This is a genomic window from Catenibacterium sp. GCM10023432, from assembly GCF_042651925.1.
Classification (GTDB): domain Bacteria; phylum Bacillota_I; class Bacilli_A; order Erysipelotrichales; family Coprobacillaceae; genus Catenibacterium; species Catenibacterium mitsuoka.
This window is the reverse complement of record NZ_JBHSEB010000042.1, coordinates 14,431-30,331: the sequence shown is the minus strand read 5'-3', so window position 1 is coordinate 30,331 and position 15,901 is coordinate 14,431. Positions and strand designations below refer to the sequence as shown.

Annotated in this window: 16 protein-coding genes and 1 other annotated feature; all 16 genes read left to right on the top strand. The window is 35.1% G+C overall.

Annotated features, from left to right (window positions below; translation table 11 throughout):
• Positions 1-124 precede the first annotated feature (124 nt).
• The 16 genes from ACFOZZ_RS06160 (at position 125) to greA (ending at position 15,877) form a co-directional block, all read left to right on the top strand.
• Positions 125-322, top strand: coding sequence for a hypothetical protein (locus ACFOZZ_RS06160; RefSeq protein ID WP_376814907.1), 198 nt, complete (start codon positions 125-127; stop codon positions 320-322).
• A 48-nt stretch (positions 323-370) separates the two neighbouring features.
• Positions 371-1,297, top strand: a complete 927-nt coding sequence (locus tag ACFOZZ_RS06155) for an ROK family protein (protein WP_055233637.1) — start codon at positions 371-373, stop codon at positions 1,295-1,297.
• Between the two features lie 61 nt (positions 1,298-1,358).
• Complete coding sequence (mnmA, locus tag ACFOZZ_RS06150) at positions 1,359-2,489, top strand: tRNA 2-thiouridine(34) synthase MnmA (protein ID WP_278780604.1); 1,131 nt, start codon at positions 1,359-1,361, stop codon at positions 2,487-2,489.
• Positions 2,489-4,678, top strand: a complete 2,190-nt coding sequence (locus ACFOZZ_RS06145; protein WP_278780605.1) for an ATP-dependent RecD-like DNA helicase — start codon at positions 2,489-2,491, stop codon at positions 4,676-4,678. The genes mnmA and ACFOZZ_RS06145 overlap by 1 nt, the downstream gene beginning before the upstream one ends.
• 146 nt (positions 4,679-4,824) lie before the next feature.
• Positions 4,825-5,796, top strand: coding sequence for a Na/Pi cotransporter family protein (locus ACFOZZ_RS06140; RefSeq protein ID WP_286696784.1), 972 nt, complete (start codon positions 4,825-4,827; stop codon positions 5,794-5,796).
• 42 nt (positions 5,797-5,838) lie between these two features.
• Positions 5,839-6,033, top strand: a binding site (T-box leader).
• A 31-nt stretch (positions 6,034-6,064) separates the two neighbouring features.
• Positions 6,065-8,671, top strand: coding sequence for an alanine--tRNA ligase (gene alaS / locus ACFOZZ_RS06135; RefSeq protein WP_376814906.1), 2,607 nt, complete (start codon positions 6,065-6,067; stop codon positions 8,669-8,671).
• Positions 8,672-8,729: 58 nt separating this feature from the next.
• Positions 8,730-8,987, top strand: a complete 258-nt coding sequence (locus tag ACFOZZ_RS06130) for an IreB family regulatory phosphoprotein (protein ID WP_006506263.1) — start codon at positions 8,730-8,732, stop codon at positions 8,985-8,987.
• Complete coding sequence (gene ruvX / locus ACFOZZ_RS06125; protein WP_055233642.1) at positions 8,987-9,409, top strand: Holliday junction resolvase RuvX; 423 nt, start codon at positions 8,987-8,989, stop codon at positions 9,407-9,409. The genes ACFOZZ_RS06130 and ruvX overlap by 1 nt, the downstream gene beginning before the upstream one ends.
• A 3-nt stretch (positions 9,410-9,412) precedes the next feature.
• Positions 9,413-9,736, top strand: a complete 324-nt coding sequence (locus ACFOZZ_RS06120) for a DUF1292 domain-containing protein (protein WP_006506261.1) — start codon at positions 9,413-9,415, stop codon at positions 9,734-9,736.
• A 37-nt stretch (positions 9,737-9,773) separates the two neighbouring features.
• The gene (locus ACFOZZ_RS06115; protein WP_278860252.1) at positions 9,774-10,865 is read left to right on the top strand and encodes a lactonase family protein; all 1,092 of its coding nucleotides are present in this window, start codon (positions 9,774-9,776) and stop codon (positions 10,863-10,865) included.
• 78 nt (positions 10,866-10,943) lie between these two features.
• Positions 10,944-11,975, top strand: coding sequence for an endolytic transglycosylase MltG (gene mltG / locus ACFOZZ_RS06110; RefSeq protein WP_055289699.1), 1,032 nt, complete (start codon positions 10,944-10,946; stop codon positions 11,973-11,975).
• Positions 11,975-12,586 (top strand): O-methyltransferase, encoded by a 612-nt coding sequence (locus tag ACFOZZ_RS06105; RefSeq protein WP_055289697.1) that lies wholly within the window; start codon positions 11,975-11,977, stop codon positions 12,584-12,586. The genes mltG and ACFOZZ_RS06105 overlap by 1 nt, the downstream gene beginning before the upstream one ends.
• Positions 12,537-13,490, top strand: coding sequence for a peptidase U32 family protein (locus ACFOZZ_RS06100; protein WP_376814905.1), 954 nt, complete (start codon positions 12,537-12,539; stop codon positions 13,488-13,490). The genes ACFOZZ_RS06105 and ACFOZZ_RS06100 overlap by 50 nt, the downstream gene beginning before the upstream one ends.
• Positions 13,474-14,724, top strand: a complete 1,251-nt coding sequence (locus tag ACFOZZ_RS06095) for a peptidase U32 family protein (RefSeq protein WP_055288850.1) — start codon at positions 13,474-13,476, stop codon at positions 14,722-14,724. The genes ACFOZZ_RS06100 and ACFOZZ_RS06095 overlap by 17 nt, the downstream gene beginning before the upstream one ends.
• Entirely contained in the window at positions 14,714-15,340 is a 627-nt protein-coding gene (gene udk / locus ACFOZZ_RS06090; protein ID WP_055233645.1) for a uridine kinase, read from the top strand. Before ACFOZZ_RS06095 ends, udk begins: the two co-directional genes overlap by 11 nt.
• 57 nt (positions 15,341-15,397) lie before the next feature.
• Entirely contained in the window at positions 15,398-15,877 is a 480-nt protein-coding gene (gene greA, locus ACFOZZ_RS06085) for a transcription elongation factor GreA (RefSeq protein ID WP_055233646.1), read from the top strand.
• Positions 15,878-15,901 lie beyond the last annotated feature (24 nt).

Sequence of the window (15,901 nt, the reverse complement as noted above, 5' to 3'; positions counted from 1 at the left end):
TTTGACAAAAAAATAACGTTGTAATCAACGTTTTTTAAAATCAGAGGCTCTGCAACTGTCAAAGTCCCGCACTGGCCGTACACATCAGATTCGTATCCATTTAAGTGCGACAGGACATCCAGTTATGGGTGATAGTAAATATGGAGATTTTGAATGGAATAAGGAAGTAAAGAAGAAGTTTCATCTCAATCATCAGTTCCTCCATGCTTATCGATTAACTTTTGTGGATCCGATAGGCTCTATGAGTTACTTAAAAGGTAAAACGGTTACTTCACAATTACCGGAACAGTTAGAAAAGATACAAAAAGAACTTTTTTCATAGCGTGGAAGTGTAATATGTAATATAATGTTTCTTGGAGGTATATAGAATATGAAGTATTATATTGGAATTGATTTAGGTGGTACAAACGTAAGAACTTTACTTGTTGATGAAAATGGTAAGTCATATAGCGAAGTGAAGGATGCTACTGAAAGAGAAAAAGGACCAGATGCTGTTACTGCAAAAATCTGTCGTCAGATTGAAGCAATTGATTATACAGTATGTGGTGGTATTGAAAATGTAGAAGGTATTGGTATTGGTGTGCCAGGACCAGTTGATGTTGTAAAGGGTGTTATGATTATGGCAAGCAACCTTCCTGGTTTTGAAAATTACCCAATTGCTGAAAAGTTATCTACAAAATTCAATAAACCTGTATTCTTAGATAATGATGCAAACGTAGCTGGTCTTGCTGAAGCAGTATTAGGTGCTGGTAAGAATTATCCAACTTGTTATTATGTAACAGTTTCTACAGGTATTGGCGGAGCTTTCACAGTCAATAAACAGTTAGTCTCTGGTGGTAGAGGACACGCTGGTGAAATCGGTAATATCATCGTTAAGAATAATGGTTATAAGCAGGGGGCTTTAAATCCAGGTGCTGCAGAAGGAGAATGTTCTGGTACTGCAATCACTAGAAAGGGTCAGGAAGCTCTTGGAAAGGATTTAGTACATCATGCAGGTGATGTATTTAGATTAGCTGCTGAAGGTAATGAAACTGCTCAGGGTATTGCGGATGAATGTATTAGTGAACTTGCTACATTATTCGCAAATATCGCACATACAGTTGATCCACATTGCTTTGTAGTAGGTGGCGGTGTTATGAAGTCTAAGAAGTATTTCCTAGATCAGTTAACAAAAGAATTCAATCAGAAGATTCATGTAGGTATGAGAAATCATATTCCACTACTTGAAACAGAATTAGAAGACTGTGGTGCTATCGGTGCTGCAATGCTTCCAATGACAAGAATGAACGCAGAATAGTAGGAGGCTCTTTCAAGAGCCTTTTTTGTGTGGTAGAATACTAGACAAAGGGAGGTAGAACATGAAAAGAGTTGTACTTGGATTAAGTGGCGGTGTAGATAGTGCCGTTGCCGCTTATTTATTAAAGAAACAAGGTTATGAAGTAATCTGTGTATTTATGAGAAACTGGGATAGTTCATTAAATAATGATATTCTAGGTAACCCTACAAATAATGACGATGTATGTCCACAGGAAAAAGATTACCAGGATGCGCAGGCTGTTGCGACTCATCTTGGACTTGAGATTCGTAGAGTGGACTTTATTAAAGAATACTGGGATCAGGTCTTTACATATTTCCTAGAAGAGTATGCGAAAGGACGCACGCCTAATCCTGATATCTTATGTAATAAACATATAAAATTTAAAGCCTTTTTAGATTATGCTAAGTCTATTGATGCTGATTATATTGCAACAGGACATTATGCCCGTGTTGTTCATACTGAAGGAAAAGAATCTGTGATGCTTCGTGGTGTAGATAATAATAAGGATCAGACTTATTTCTTATGTCAATTGAATCAGAATCAGTTAAATAATTCACTGTTCCCAATTGGTGAACTTACTAAACCTGAAGTAAGACGAATTGCGGAAGAACTTGATCTCCCTGTAGCCCATAAGAAGGACTCTACAGGAATCTGCTTCATTGGTGAAAGAGACTTTAGAGAATTCTTAAAGAACTATATTCCTGCTAAATCAGGCAAGATGGTGGATATTGTATCTAAGAAGGTTATTGGTGATCATCAGGGTATTATGTACTATACAATTGGACAGAGAAAAGGCTTAGGTATTGGTGGCAATGGTGAGCCTTGGTTTGTCGTGGGAAAAGATTATGATAAGAATATTTTATATATTGCTCAGGGAGATAGTAATAAATGGTTATTGTCTCATGGCGCATTGATTACTGATGTGAACTGGGTATCTGAAACAAAGCCAGAGGGTGAATATAATTGTACGGCTAAGTTTAGATATCGCCAGAAAGATAATGATGTATCTTTACACTTTATTGATGAAACAACACTTTATGTTACATTTAAGAAACCAATCAAGGCGGTCACTCCAGGTCAGGCAGCTGTCTTCTATGATGGAGATGTATGTTTAGGTGGAGGTACGATTGATAAAGTCTATAAAGACGGCAAGGAGATTGATTATCTATAATGGAAGAATATGAAGGCATTATAAGTAAGGTTATTTTCTATAATCCAGAAAATAAATATATAGTTGCAGTTTTTGAGACAGATGATGAAGAAATCACTATTACAGGAAATATGTCCTATGTCAATAATGATGATCGTTATCGTATTAAAGGGAACTATGTGACACATCCACGTTATGGAAAACAATTCAAGGTGTCTTCTTATGAGATAATTCTAGCGGATGATCGAGGTGAGATTATCCGCTATCTTTCTTCACCGCTCTTTAAGGGAGTGGGTAAGAAGATGGCTGAAAGAATTGTAGATGCTTTAGGTGAAAAAGCTCTAACAACTATAAAGGAGAATCCAGAGTGTTTAAATGGGATTCCTCATATGAGTGAGACCATTAAAAATAATATTGTTGGTATACTCACGAGTCAGGATTATGATCAGCAGGTATTATCTTTCTTTATGGGCAATGGAATTTCTACGCGTAATCTGACTTTAATACAGAATTATTATAAAGAGAAGACACTTGATGTATTACAGAATGATCCTTATCGTCTTATTGATGATATAGAAGGTATTGGTTTTAAAAGTGTTGATGAACTCGCGATGAAAACCGGTGTAGAGCCACTTGATGAAAAACGTATTCAAGCAGGTATTCTGGCTTCTTTAATGGATTTATGTTTTCAGACAGGAAGTACCTATAGTGATTATGAATCCTTTTATCATAATTTCAGACATATGCTACCTGAATGTCCTGATGAATTATTTGAGAAGAATCTAGATGATATTACAGGTACAAAAGTAATTCAGGAAGAAGAACGTTATTACCCAGGTGATTTATATGAGAGTGAGAAGATGATTGCTGAAAAGTTTGAACGTTATCTGAATCAATCGGCTCATCCTATTGAAGAGTCTTTAATTGATGAAAAAATTAAAAGAACAGAAAAATCACAGGGTATTACATATGATGAAATACAGAAGAATGCGATTAAGAAGTTCTTAGAAGAATCTGCGCTTATTTTGACAGGTGGTCCAGGTACAGGTAAAACAACCATCGTACAGGCTATTTTAAAGGTTTATCGTTCATTATATCCTGATGAAAAGATTGGTTTAGTAGCACCTACAGGACGTGCGGCTAAACGACTATCAGAATTGACTAAACTAGAAGCATCCACTATTCATCGCTTATTAAAATGGGATATATCTACTAATACATTCTCTATGAATGCAGATCATCCTTTAGATATAGATCTCCTTGTTATTGATGAGTTCTCTATGGTAGATACTCTCTTATTTTCTAAATTACTAGATGCCTGTGGTCATGTTCATAAGATTCTGCTGATTGGTGATGACCAGCAGCTGCCATCTGTATCACCAGGTAATGTCTTAAAGGATATGTTATTAAGTGGTATTCCTCATATCTGCTTACAGACTATTTATCGTCAAGAAGAAGGCAGTGGCATTGTGGCATTATCCCATGATATTAGAAACGATCAATATGATTCACATGTCTTTGATGATTATCGTGATATTCATTTTACTGTCTGTCCTAATAAGGATGTCGCTCATTGTGTACAGATTATTGTGAAAAAGGCAGTAGAAGAAGGTTATGATGCATCCGATGTACAGGTACTTGCTCCTATGTATCGTGGTGTTGCAGGTATAGATGCTTTAAATGAATCATTACAGGCTATTTTTAATCCACCCACAAGTGATAAAGCTGAAATCAAAGTGGGTGGTAAGATCTTTAGGGAAGGAGATAAGCTTCTTCAATTAAGAAATCGTCCAGATGATGATGTCTATAATGGAGATGTAGGTATTCTAGTAGAAATAGAAAGTAAGGAAGACACAGGGTTACCTTATGACAGCTTGACAGTGGACTTTGATGGTCAGTTTGTCAATTATCGTACCAGTGAATTCAATATGTTAAGGCATGCTTATTGCATGTCCGTTCATAAATCTCAGGGTAATGAATTTAAGATTGTTATTATGTCAGTGCTGCCAGAATATAGCATCATGATGAAGAAGAACTTATTATATACAGGTATCACAAGAGCTAAGCAGTCTTTGTTTATCTTAGGGGATCATGGCGTCTTTATTCGTGGCCTACATAACAATCAGGACGAACAAAGACGCACAACATTACTCAAACGCTTTCAGGAGAGACAGAATACTTCTACTTTTTCGATATCTGACTTCGAATAATCAAGTAAATAGTTCGTTAAAAACATTAAATTTAAGTTATTTTTGTAAAGTACTTTACATAAACTTAAGATTATTTTAACATTTAGTTAACGACATTTACGTAGAGACACGTTATAATGGAGTGGTAAAAGAAGGAAAACGAGATTATGAAAATAACTAACTGGCTTGATTTATTAGGTGGGCTGGCACTCTTTTTATATGGAATGCAGGTTTTGAGTGATTCCTTAGAAGATGCTGCAGGTGACCGCTTAAAAACTATCTTAGAAAAATTAACAAATACAAAATTTAAAGGTGTTCTTGTTGGAATCGGTGTAACAGCTGCTGTACAGAGTTCTTCTGCAGTGACTGTTATGTTGATTGGTTTCATGAATGCTAGCTTGATGACATTAAACAGATGTATCTGGGTTGTAATGGGTTCTAATATCGGTACAACTATTACAGCACAGATGATTGCAATTAATGTAGGTGTTGTTGCACCGGTCTTTGCAGTTGTGGGTGTCTTCTTGTGCTTATTCTTTAAGAGTCGTAAGGTAAGAGGCATTGGTTCAGTCATGACTGGATTTGGTATCCTATTCATGGGTCTGAATATGATGAGCGGGGCCGTTGTGCCACTTCAGAAGGAACCGGTCTTTATTAAATTAATGACAACTCTTTCTAATCCAATACTTGCAGTATTATTTGCAGCTGCCTTTACTGCTTTGATTCAGTCTTCTGGTGCAGCAGTAGGTATTCTTTCTGCGCTTGCAACTAAGGGCTTAGTTCCATTTAGTACAGCAGCATTCATGGTATGTGGATTAAACATCGGTACTTGTATTACTGCCGTTCTTGCATCAGTGACTGGATGTAGAAATTCTAAGCGTATTGCGACATTCCATGTTTTATTTAACTTGGTAGGTACAATCTTCTTCTTGATTATATGTTCTGCCACACCATTATTATCATGGATTGCTGAATTCTCTGGAACTCCAGCTCATCAGGTGGCAAACTTCCATACAGTATTCAATATTATAACTACAGTAATCATGCTACCATTTGATGCGGTGTTTATGAAACTTATCTACAAGTTATTACCAATCAAGGGTGAAATGCTTGCAGAAGGTTCTTTAATCGAAGAATAGAGATAAGGCTTGCGCCTTATCTTTTTTTTATGTATAATAGGTGCATAATCGTTGAGAAAGATAAGTACTTCATAGAGGTCTTAAGAGAGAGAACGGGTGGTGCAAGTTCTTGGGTGTATGAAGGAAGGCTCCTTTCGAGAGTGATGTAAACATCAACGTATGACTGCGTTAAAGTCATAAAGGGCATAGATAGTATCTATGAATAAGGATGGTACCGCGATTTAAGTCGTTCCTTTTAAGGAATGGCTTTTTTATTTAGGAGGATATTATGAAAAAGTTAACAGGTAATCAGACTCGTGCATTATTCCTTGAATATTTCAAGAAACAGGGACATATGGTTGAACCAAGCGCTTCATTGATTCCACATGATGACCCAACATTATTATGGATCAATGCAGGGGTAGCAGCATTAAAGAAATACTTTGATGGTACAGAAAAACCAGCATGTAATCGTATCACAAATGCACAGAAATCTATTCGTACAAACGATATTGAAAACGTAGGGAAGACAGCACGTCATCATACATTCTTTGAAATGTTAGGTAACTTCTCTATTGGTGATTATTTTAAAACAGAAGCAATTCATTTTGCATGGGAATTTTTAACAGGGGAAGAATGGCTTGCTTTTGATAAAGATAAATTGTACATCACTGTTTATACGGATGATGAAGATGCATACAATGTATGGACTAAAGAATGTGGTGTAGATCCATCACATATCTTAAAGACTGCAGATAACTTCTGGGAAATCGGTGCAGGACCTGGTGGACCAGATAGTGAAATCTTCTATGACCGTGGAGAAAAATATGACCCAGATCATATCGGCGAAAAACTATTCTTTGAAGAAATGGAAAATGATCGTTATGTAGAAATCTGGAATATCGTATTCTCTCAGTTTGATTGTGATCCTACAATTGATCGTAAAGATTATAAAGAATTACCACATAAGAATATTGATACTGGTATGGGTCTTGAAAGAATTACTTCAATCATCCAGGAAGGTGAAACAAACTTTGATACAGACTTATTCTTACCTATCATTCATGCAGCAGAAGAATTAGCTGATGTAAAGTATGCAGAAGATAAGATGGCTTATAGAGTTATTGCCGATCATATCCGTACTGTAACATTCGCATTAAGTGATGGTGCTATGTTTGACCGTGCAGGACGTGGTTATGTATTAAGAAGAATTTTAAGAAGAGCTGTTCGTTACGGTAAGAACATTGGTATCGATAAGCCTTTCTTATATACTTTAGTGGATGTTGTAGTAGATAACATGAAAGAATTCTATGATTATCTTCCAGAAAAAGCAGAATTTGTTAAGGAAGCTATTAAGAAAGAAGAAGTGGCATTCCATAAGACATTATCTCAGGGTGAAAAGAAGATTAAGGATGTTATTGCACACTCTGATAATAAGATGATTGATGGTTCTACTGCCTTCATGTTATATGATACATATGGTTTCCCACTAGAATTAACTATTGAAATCGCAGAAGAATCTGGATTCACTGTTGATAGCGAAGGGTTCCAGGTAGAAATGAAAGCACAGCAGGATCGTGCTCGTGCAGCACGTGGTGAAAGAGAATCAATGGCTTCTCAGAAGATTGATTTAATGGATTTCACTACTCCTTCTACTTTCGTTTATGACACAGCACCTTGTAAGACTACAGTTATAGGTTTATTCAAGGATGGAGAAAAGGTCGATGAACTGACTGATGAAGGTGAAATCATCGTTGAAACAACTAACTTCTATGCTGAAATGGGTGGTCAGTGTGCCGATACAGGTTCTGCTCATTCAGATCAGTTTGATGCAGAAGTCATTAATGTATTAAAGGCTCCTAATGGTCAGCATTTACATTATATTAAGTTAACGAGTGGCAGTGTACATGTAGGTGATACTGTAGAATTAACAGTGGATACAGCACGTCGTGCATTAATTGAAAATAACCATACTGCAACACATTTACTAGATGCTGCATTAAAGAATGTCTTAGGTTCACATGTTGGACAGGCTGGTTCATACTTAGATGAAAACAGATTACGTTTTGACTTCACTCATCCATCAAAGATGACTAAAGAAGAATTAACAGCTGTAGAAGATATGGTTAATGAATATATCTTCAAGGGTGTTGATGTTGATGTTAAAGAAATGCCTAAGGAAGAAGCCATCAATGCAGGGGCAACAGCTTTATTTGATGAAAAATATGGTGATGTTGTAAGAGTTGTACGTGTAGGTGACTTCTCAGTAGAATTATGTGGTGGTACACATGTTTCTAATACTGCAAAGATTGGTTTATTCAAGATTGAAATGGAAACTTCAGTTGGTTCTGGTGTAAGAAGAATTGAAGCAGTCACTAATGTGAGAGCTTATAAAGCATTAAGAAAATCTGAAGAAACTTTAGAAGAAGTAGGTACTGTACTTAAGGCAAATGATTTCAATAAGATCGTAGAAAAAGCTGAAAGCACAATGACTACTCTTAATATAATGAAAAAAGAAATCGAAACATTAACAAGTAAGTTGAATGCATTAGAAGCAAAGAACCAGGCATCTCAGGTTGAAGAAGTCAATGGTGTGAAGTTCCTTTATACTCATGTAGAAAAAGATAATGCAGCTGCTAAACAGATGGCGTTTGATTTTAGAGACCAGTTAGGTAGTGGTATTGTCGTAGTGACAAGCACTTTTGAAGGAAAGAATTCATATTTTGTAGGTATTACTAAGGATCTTACAAATACATATAAAGCAGGTGTATTAGTTAAGGCTATGAATGAAGTACTTGATGGTCGTGGCGGAGGAAAACCAGATTTTGCTCAGGGTGGTGCACCTACATTAGATAAGATTGATGAAGCAATCACTGCCTTAAAATCTAAATTGTAAAAAAATTGAATTTTATCTTCGTTTATACTAAAATATAACTTGTATAGGGGGGTTCATTATGGCACAAGATTATACACAGACAAGAGTATTTAACTCAGAAGATCTCAAGCGAGAAGTAATTAGAAATAATTTGATGACAGTTGCTGAGGCTTTAGAAGAAAGAGGATATAATGCAGTTCACCAGATTGCTGGTTATCTGATCTCTAATGATCCTGCTTATATTTCAAGTCATAAGAGTGCAAGATCTATTATTCAGCAGGCTGATCGTGATGAAATTATTGAAGAACTTGTAAAGTTCTATTTGGAGTCTAAATAGTGGAAAAGATTTTAGGACTAGATTTAGGTTCACGTACTTGCGGTATTGCGGTAAGTGATACATTAGGAATGCTTGCACATGGTGTAGAAACTTATCATTTTAGCGAAAACGCTTATAAGAAATGTGCTTATCATATCAAGAATATCGTAGAAGAGAATAATATTCATACAATTGTTTTAGGATTACCTAAGCATATGAATGGTGATCTTGGTGAACGTGCACAGATTTCTATTGATTTTAAAGAACGTTTAGAGAAGATGATGGATGTTGAAGTTATTCTTGAAGATGAAAGATTGACTACTGTTATTGCGACAAATAATCTGATTTTTGGTGATGTTTCTAGAAAGAAACGTAAACAGGTTGTTGACAAGATGGCAGCAGTTGAAATTCTTCAGGGCTATCTTGATAAGATAAGGAGATAAGCAATGGACGACAATAAAATTGTGATTACTGATAATAACGGGGAAGAAAACGTATTTGAAATTCTTTTCACTTATGAGGATGAAGAGAATGGAAATAAATATGTCATGTACTATAGTGAAGACGATGATGAGCAGATTTTTGCATCTCGTTATGATGACGATAATCATCTATACGATATCGAAGATCCAGCTGAATGGGAGCGTCTAGAAGAAGTTCTAGAAGACTTCAATATGCATGATGAAGAAGAAACAGATGATAAATGTGATGGCTGCGTATGCGAGGATGGGGACTGCGTCACAGATTGTTCTGAATGTGATAAGAACTAGGTAACAACCGTTACCTAGTTTTAGTAAGGAGATAATTATGGGACTTTTTAGTAAAACAAAAACAGTAGATATTTTCTTTGTAGGTAGTGAAGGAACAGACCTTGATCGTGGTATTTATGCATTCTATTTTAATGTAGACAACGGAGAAATCATTAAGAAATCTTTCGTTAAGTCTCTTGCCAACCCTCTCGCAATGAATAAAAATGGACGTTTTATGTACTTGACTTATCGTAATGGAACAGGACGTGCTCAGGATGGTGGTATCTGGCAGTATGCCTGCATGGAAGTTCAGCTAGGACTTGCAGCTAGAGTAGGAAATGAAGGACGTACTTATATTCAGACTCTCTTAAATAAAAATTCTAGTTATGCCTATGCAATTGATTATTATAATGGCGAAGTTGTCACTGTGCCTATTAAGACTTCTAAGATCATTAGAGTATCAAAGACAGTGAAATTAGATGGTCATAGTATTGATCCAGTAAAACAGACTGAATCTCATCCAACATTCATGACATTCACTCCAGATAATACAAAACTTGTTGTCACTGATTTAGGTGGCGATGAAGTAATCTTCTTTACTGAAGGTGAAAAAGGTGAATTAATCAAAGATGAAGAATTATCATTCAAACTTACTCCTGGAAGTGGGCCATTGAAGCTTGTTTATTCTAAGAATCGTAAATTCGCATATATCTTGAATTCAATTTCAAGTACAATTGCTTGTTATAGTGTAAAGCATAACAAGTTTACTTTAATTGATGAAGTGATGACTTATTCTAAAGATGAATATGATGGTGTGAATACACCTATGGATATGGTTATTACTGAAAATGGACATTTCATCTTTGTAATTAATAAAGGTGATGATACACTTGTTGCCTTTGAAAGAGACGCAGAAACAGGAAAACTTACAAGAGTGGATTGTATGGAAACAGATGAAGGACCTAAATCTTTACTCTTATTTAGAGATAAGTACTTACTTGTTGCATGTAAACAGGGTGGATCACTTGAAAGCTTTGAAATCAAAGAAGATGAAAAGCGTGCTGTTTTATATGAAACACATCATCAATTCACAATCCATGCTCCAGTATGTATGGAAAAAGGAGCGGAAAACTTGCGTGTAGTAAAATGAGGCATTTTCATGCCTTATTTTTTTATGGCAATTATCGGCTTAATTCTATATAATGGTTAAGGAAAAGGAGATGTATGTATGAAAAAGAAAATCATAGCGGCAGTCCTTGTAGTTGTATTATTAATAGGAGGTACAGGCTTATTTTATATAAGTGGTACAGGAAATGTCTCTTCTAAAAGTGAAGTTGTGCAGGTGACTGTAAAAAAAGGTGAGAATGCATATACAGTTTTAAATACATTAGAGTCAAAAGGCTTAATAAAAAATAAATTGGTGGCTAAGGTTTACTTAAAGATTCATAAGCCTTCAGTTGTCTCTCAAACTTACAATTTGAATAAGAACATGTCTCTTTCAAAGATGTATAGTATCATGTCAAAGATGAACAGCTCTTATGTTGTGAAGTCTTCCTTAACTATCCCTGAAGGAATTACTATTCCTCAGGCAGCTAAAAGGGTGGCAAATGTAACTGGTAAAACAGAACAGGAAGTATTAGATAAATGGGGTGATCAGTCTTATTTAAAGCAGTTAATTTCTAAGTATTGGTTCTTAAGTGATGATATTCTTCAAAAGGGTATTCTTTATCCATTAGAAGGTTATTTCTATCCAGAAACATATGTGCTTTATGGTGAATCTACAACTATTGAAAAGGTCACAGAAGAAATGCTGGATTATATGGATCAACAATTAACACCTTATAAGGAGTCAATGACTAAGCTTGGCTATACACCTCATCAATTCTTAACATTATGCTCAGTCGTAGAAAGAGAATCTTTATTTGATAAAGACCGTCCAGCCATTGCAGGCGTATTTATCAATCGTTTAAAGACTGGTATGAGATTACAGTCAGATATTACTGTCAACTATGCATTAAATAGAACAGGTGTCAAAGTCTCTACAAAGATGACTAAGATTGATTCTCCTTATAATACATATAAATATGCAGGACTTCCTATTGGTCCTATTGCATGTGTCCCACAAAAGACAATGGATGCAGTCGCAAACTATACACCATCTGATTATTTATTCTTCTTTGCGAAGAAAGATGGAACTGTCATCTATTCAAAGACATATGAAGAACATCAGAAAGTAGTGAAGGAGAATAAGTGGTATTAATGAAATCATTTTATGAATTAGAAGAATATGCACTTGTGAAAGATGTGCCTATTATGCAAAAAGAAGGTATTGAATACCTTATTGATGAATTAAATAAGAGAAATGCGGAGTCTGTATTAGAGATTGGAAGTGCCATTGGGTATTCATCTTTAATGATGGCCACTCATGTCAAAGGGCTTCATGTAGATACAATTGAAAGAGATGATACACGTTATCAGGAAGCAGTTGTAAATATTAAAGATTTCCATCAGGAAGACAATATTACAATCTATCATGAAGATGCATTAGAATTTGATGATACATTGTTGAATCATGCACCTTATGATTGTCTTTTTATTGATGCAGCTAAAGCGCAATATCAGCGTTTCTTTGAAAAATATGTTCCTTATTTAAAGGAGGATGGTTTTGTGTTAGTGGATAATCTTGATTTCCATGGCATGATTTTTGATATACCAAATATTAAGAATAGAAACACACGTGCTCTTGTAAGAAAAATCAAACGTTTTAAAGACTGGATCTTCTCTAATGAAGAGTATGATGCACATTATGTGCAGGTAGGTGATGGTCTATGTATCATTACTAGAAAGGAACACAATGAAAATCGCAATTAATTTAAATGATCGTGGATATCTTTATGATTATGTTGATATGGGTGTTTCTTTGATTATGGCTGGATCAGACTATAGTGTTTTGACACCAGTGAAGTTTTCTATTGAAGAATTGAAAGAAATCAAAGAACAGGCAAAAGAACTCTATGTTTATGTGAATGCTATGTATGATGAACATGATCTAGAAGGATTAGAAAAGCATATTGATGCGTTACATGATATTGGAATCAATGGATTAATTTTCCAGGATTTTGGTGTATTACGTATGGTGAATCAAAAGGGTTATGATTTTAATATGATTTATCATCCTTTAACTCTTAATACTAATTCAAGTACACTGAATACTTTATCTCATTATGGTATTTCTGGTGCTTTTGTTTCTAAAGAAATATCTTTAAAGGAACAGCTAGAAATACGTAAGAACTGTGATATGCCATTATTTGTATTAGGCCATGGTGTACAGTATATGATGATGAGTAAGAGACATTTGATCTCTAACTATGAATCAGCAAGCAATACAACATTAAGCCATAATAAAGACGCTCTTACAATAAATCCACGTGGACAGGATTTTCCTTGTCATATATATGAAACAAATCGTGGAACGGCTGTATTCAGCAAATCTAGATTATATACATTGGACTTATTCAATACATTAAAGGACTTTGACTACCTTTATATTGAAACAATGTTTATGGATTCAAGAGAAGCAGTAGAAGTCACTAGTATGTATTGTGATTGTCTTAAAGCCTTAGAAAGAGGTACATATGACAAAGAAGTAAAAGAATATCTTCCTTTATTAAGAAAGATTTCAAAACCTCTTGATCGAGGTTTCCTATATGATGATACAATTTATCGTCTTGAAGATGTAAAGAGGAGGGATCTAGAAGATGCAGCCAATAAGTAAGGTTATTGATGGTCGTCGTGTGATTGTAAAGAAGCCAGAATTACTTGCTCCCGCAGGAAACCTAGAAAAGCTTAAAACAGCTATTATTTATGGTGCAGATGCAGTATTTATCGGTGGTAAAGAATTCTCTTTAAGATCACAAGCATCTAACTTCTCTATAGAAGATATTAAAGAAGCAGTACAGTTTGCGAATCAATATGGTGCTAAAATCCATGTTACATGTAATATCATCCTTCATCATGATAACCTAGAAGGTATTAAAGAATACTTACAGGCATTAGATGATGCAGGTGTTACAGCTATTATTGTGGCAGATCCATATATTATGAATCTTGCGAAAAGTATGAACTTAAAGCTAGAAGTACATGTCTCTACACAGATGTCAGTGACTAATTCATCTGCCGTTAAGTTCTTTGAAGATATGGGGATGGATCGAGTAGTACTAGGTCGTGAAACAACTTTTGTTGACTTGAAGGACATTAGAAAAAATGCCCCTGATATTGACCTAGAATACTTCATACATGGTGCTATGTGCATTTCTTATAGTGGTCGTTGTATGTTATCTAACTACTATTCTAGACGAGATGCGAATAGAGGTGGCTGTTCACAAAGTTGTAGATGGTATTATGATTTAGAAGAGAATGGACAATCTATTAATGAAGATTTCCCATTTACTATGTCATCTAAGGATATGTGCCTCATTCATCATATTGGTGAATTAATAGAATGTGGTGTGGATTCATTCAAGATAGAAGGGCGTATGAAGTCTGTCCATTATATTGCGACAGTTGTATCTACTTATAGAAAACTCATTGATACATATTGCGCTGATCCTGATCATTTTGCAGATTCAAAGAAATATGAAGATGAACTACAAAAAGCAGCCAATAGAGCATTCTGTCATGGATTCTTTTATGATAATCCTGGTGTAGATGAACAGCTTTATAACTTAAGAGATGAGCATCCTACACAGGAATTCGTTATGCGTGTTTTAGGTTATGATCAAGAATCTAAACGTGCGAAAATTGAACAGCGCAATTATTTCAAGGTGGGAGATAAGATAGAAATATTCTCTCCTAGTCATTCAAATATTTATTTTACTGTTGATAAGATTTATAATGAAGATAATGAATTGGTGGAAGTAGCCAACCATCCAATGGAAATACTTTATGTAGAAATTGATTATCCGGTATTAGAGAATGATATGGGAAGGAAGGTAAACCATGGAAAATAAAGCTGTCATTATTGGGATTGCAGGTGGAAGTGCTTCTGGTAAGACTTCTATCGCACAATCTATCTATGACCGTTTTAAAGGCAGTCATAGAGTAAAAATCATTAAACAAGATGATTACTACAAAGATCAAAGTGATAAGACAATGGAAGAAAGAGTAAAAACGAACTACGATCATCCTTTTGCCTTTGATAATGATCTTCTAGTATCAGATTTAAAGAAGTTAAAAAAGAAAGAAAGAATTGAAAAACCTACTTATGATTATGCAAAACATACAAGAAGTGATATCACAGAAGTCATTGAAGATCGTGATGTTATTATTCTAGAAGGTATCTTTGTCTTAGCAGAAGAAGAGGTAAGAGATCTTTGTGATATTCTGATCTATGTGGATACAGATGCAGATATCCGCTTTATCAGACGTTTAAGAAGAGATGTAGAAGAACGTGCAAGAACTGTTGATTCAGTCTGTAACCAGTATTTAGAGACTGTAAGACCAATGCATGAACAGTTCATTGAGCCATCTAAGAAATATGCACATATTATTATTCCTGAAGGTGGGACTAATACTGTCGCAATTGACTTATTGATTACAAAAATAAGTAGTATTCTAGGTGATTAAATCGTTCTTGTCTAATTAAAATAAGTATGTTATATTTAGGTATGCGAGGTGAAAGAAATGGATAAAAAAGTGCAAATTAGTAAAGAAGGTTTTGAAAAGCTAAAAGCTGAAAGAGAAAACCTTATTAACGTTGAAAGACCAGCTGTCATTGAAGAAATTAAGCTTGCAAGAAGCCAGGGTGACTTATCAGAAAACGCTGACTACGATGCAGCAAGAGATAAACAGGCTCGTATTGAAGAAAGAATCAAAGAATTAGAAGTAATGATGCAGAATGCAGTAATCATTGGTTCTGATGTTAAGGTAGATACTCATGTAGTTAACTTAGGTGCTACTGTAACAGTTCTTGATTTATCTGAAGAAAATCCTGAACCTGATACATTTACAATCTTAGGTTCTACAGAAACTGATCCATTACATGGTAAGATTTCTAATGAATCTCCACTTGCGAAAGCATTAATGACTCATAAGATTGGTGATGTTGTAACAGTCGGTGTTGCTAAACCTTATGATGTTGAAATTGTAGATATTAAATATTAATGGTATGAAAGGACACTTCTTAGG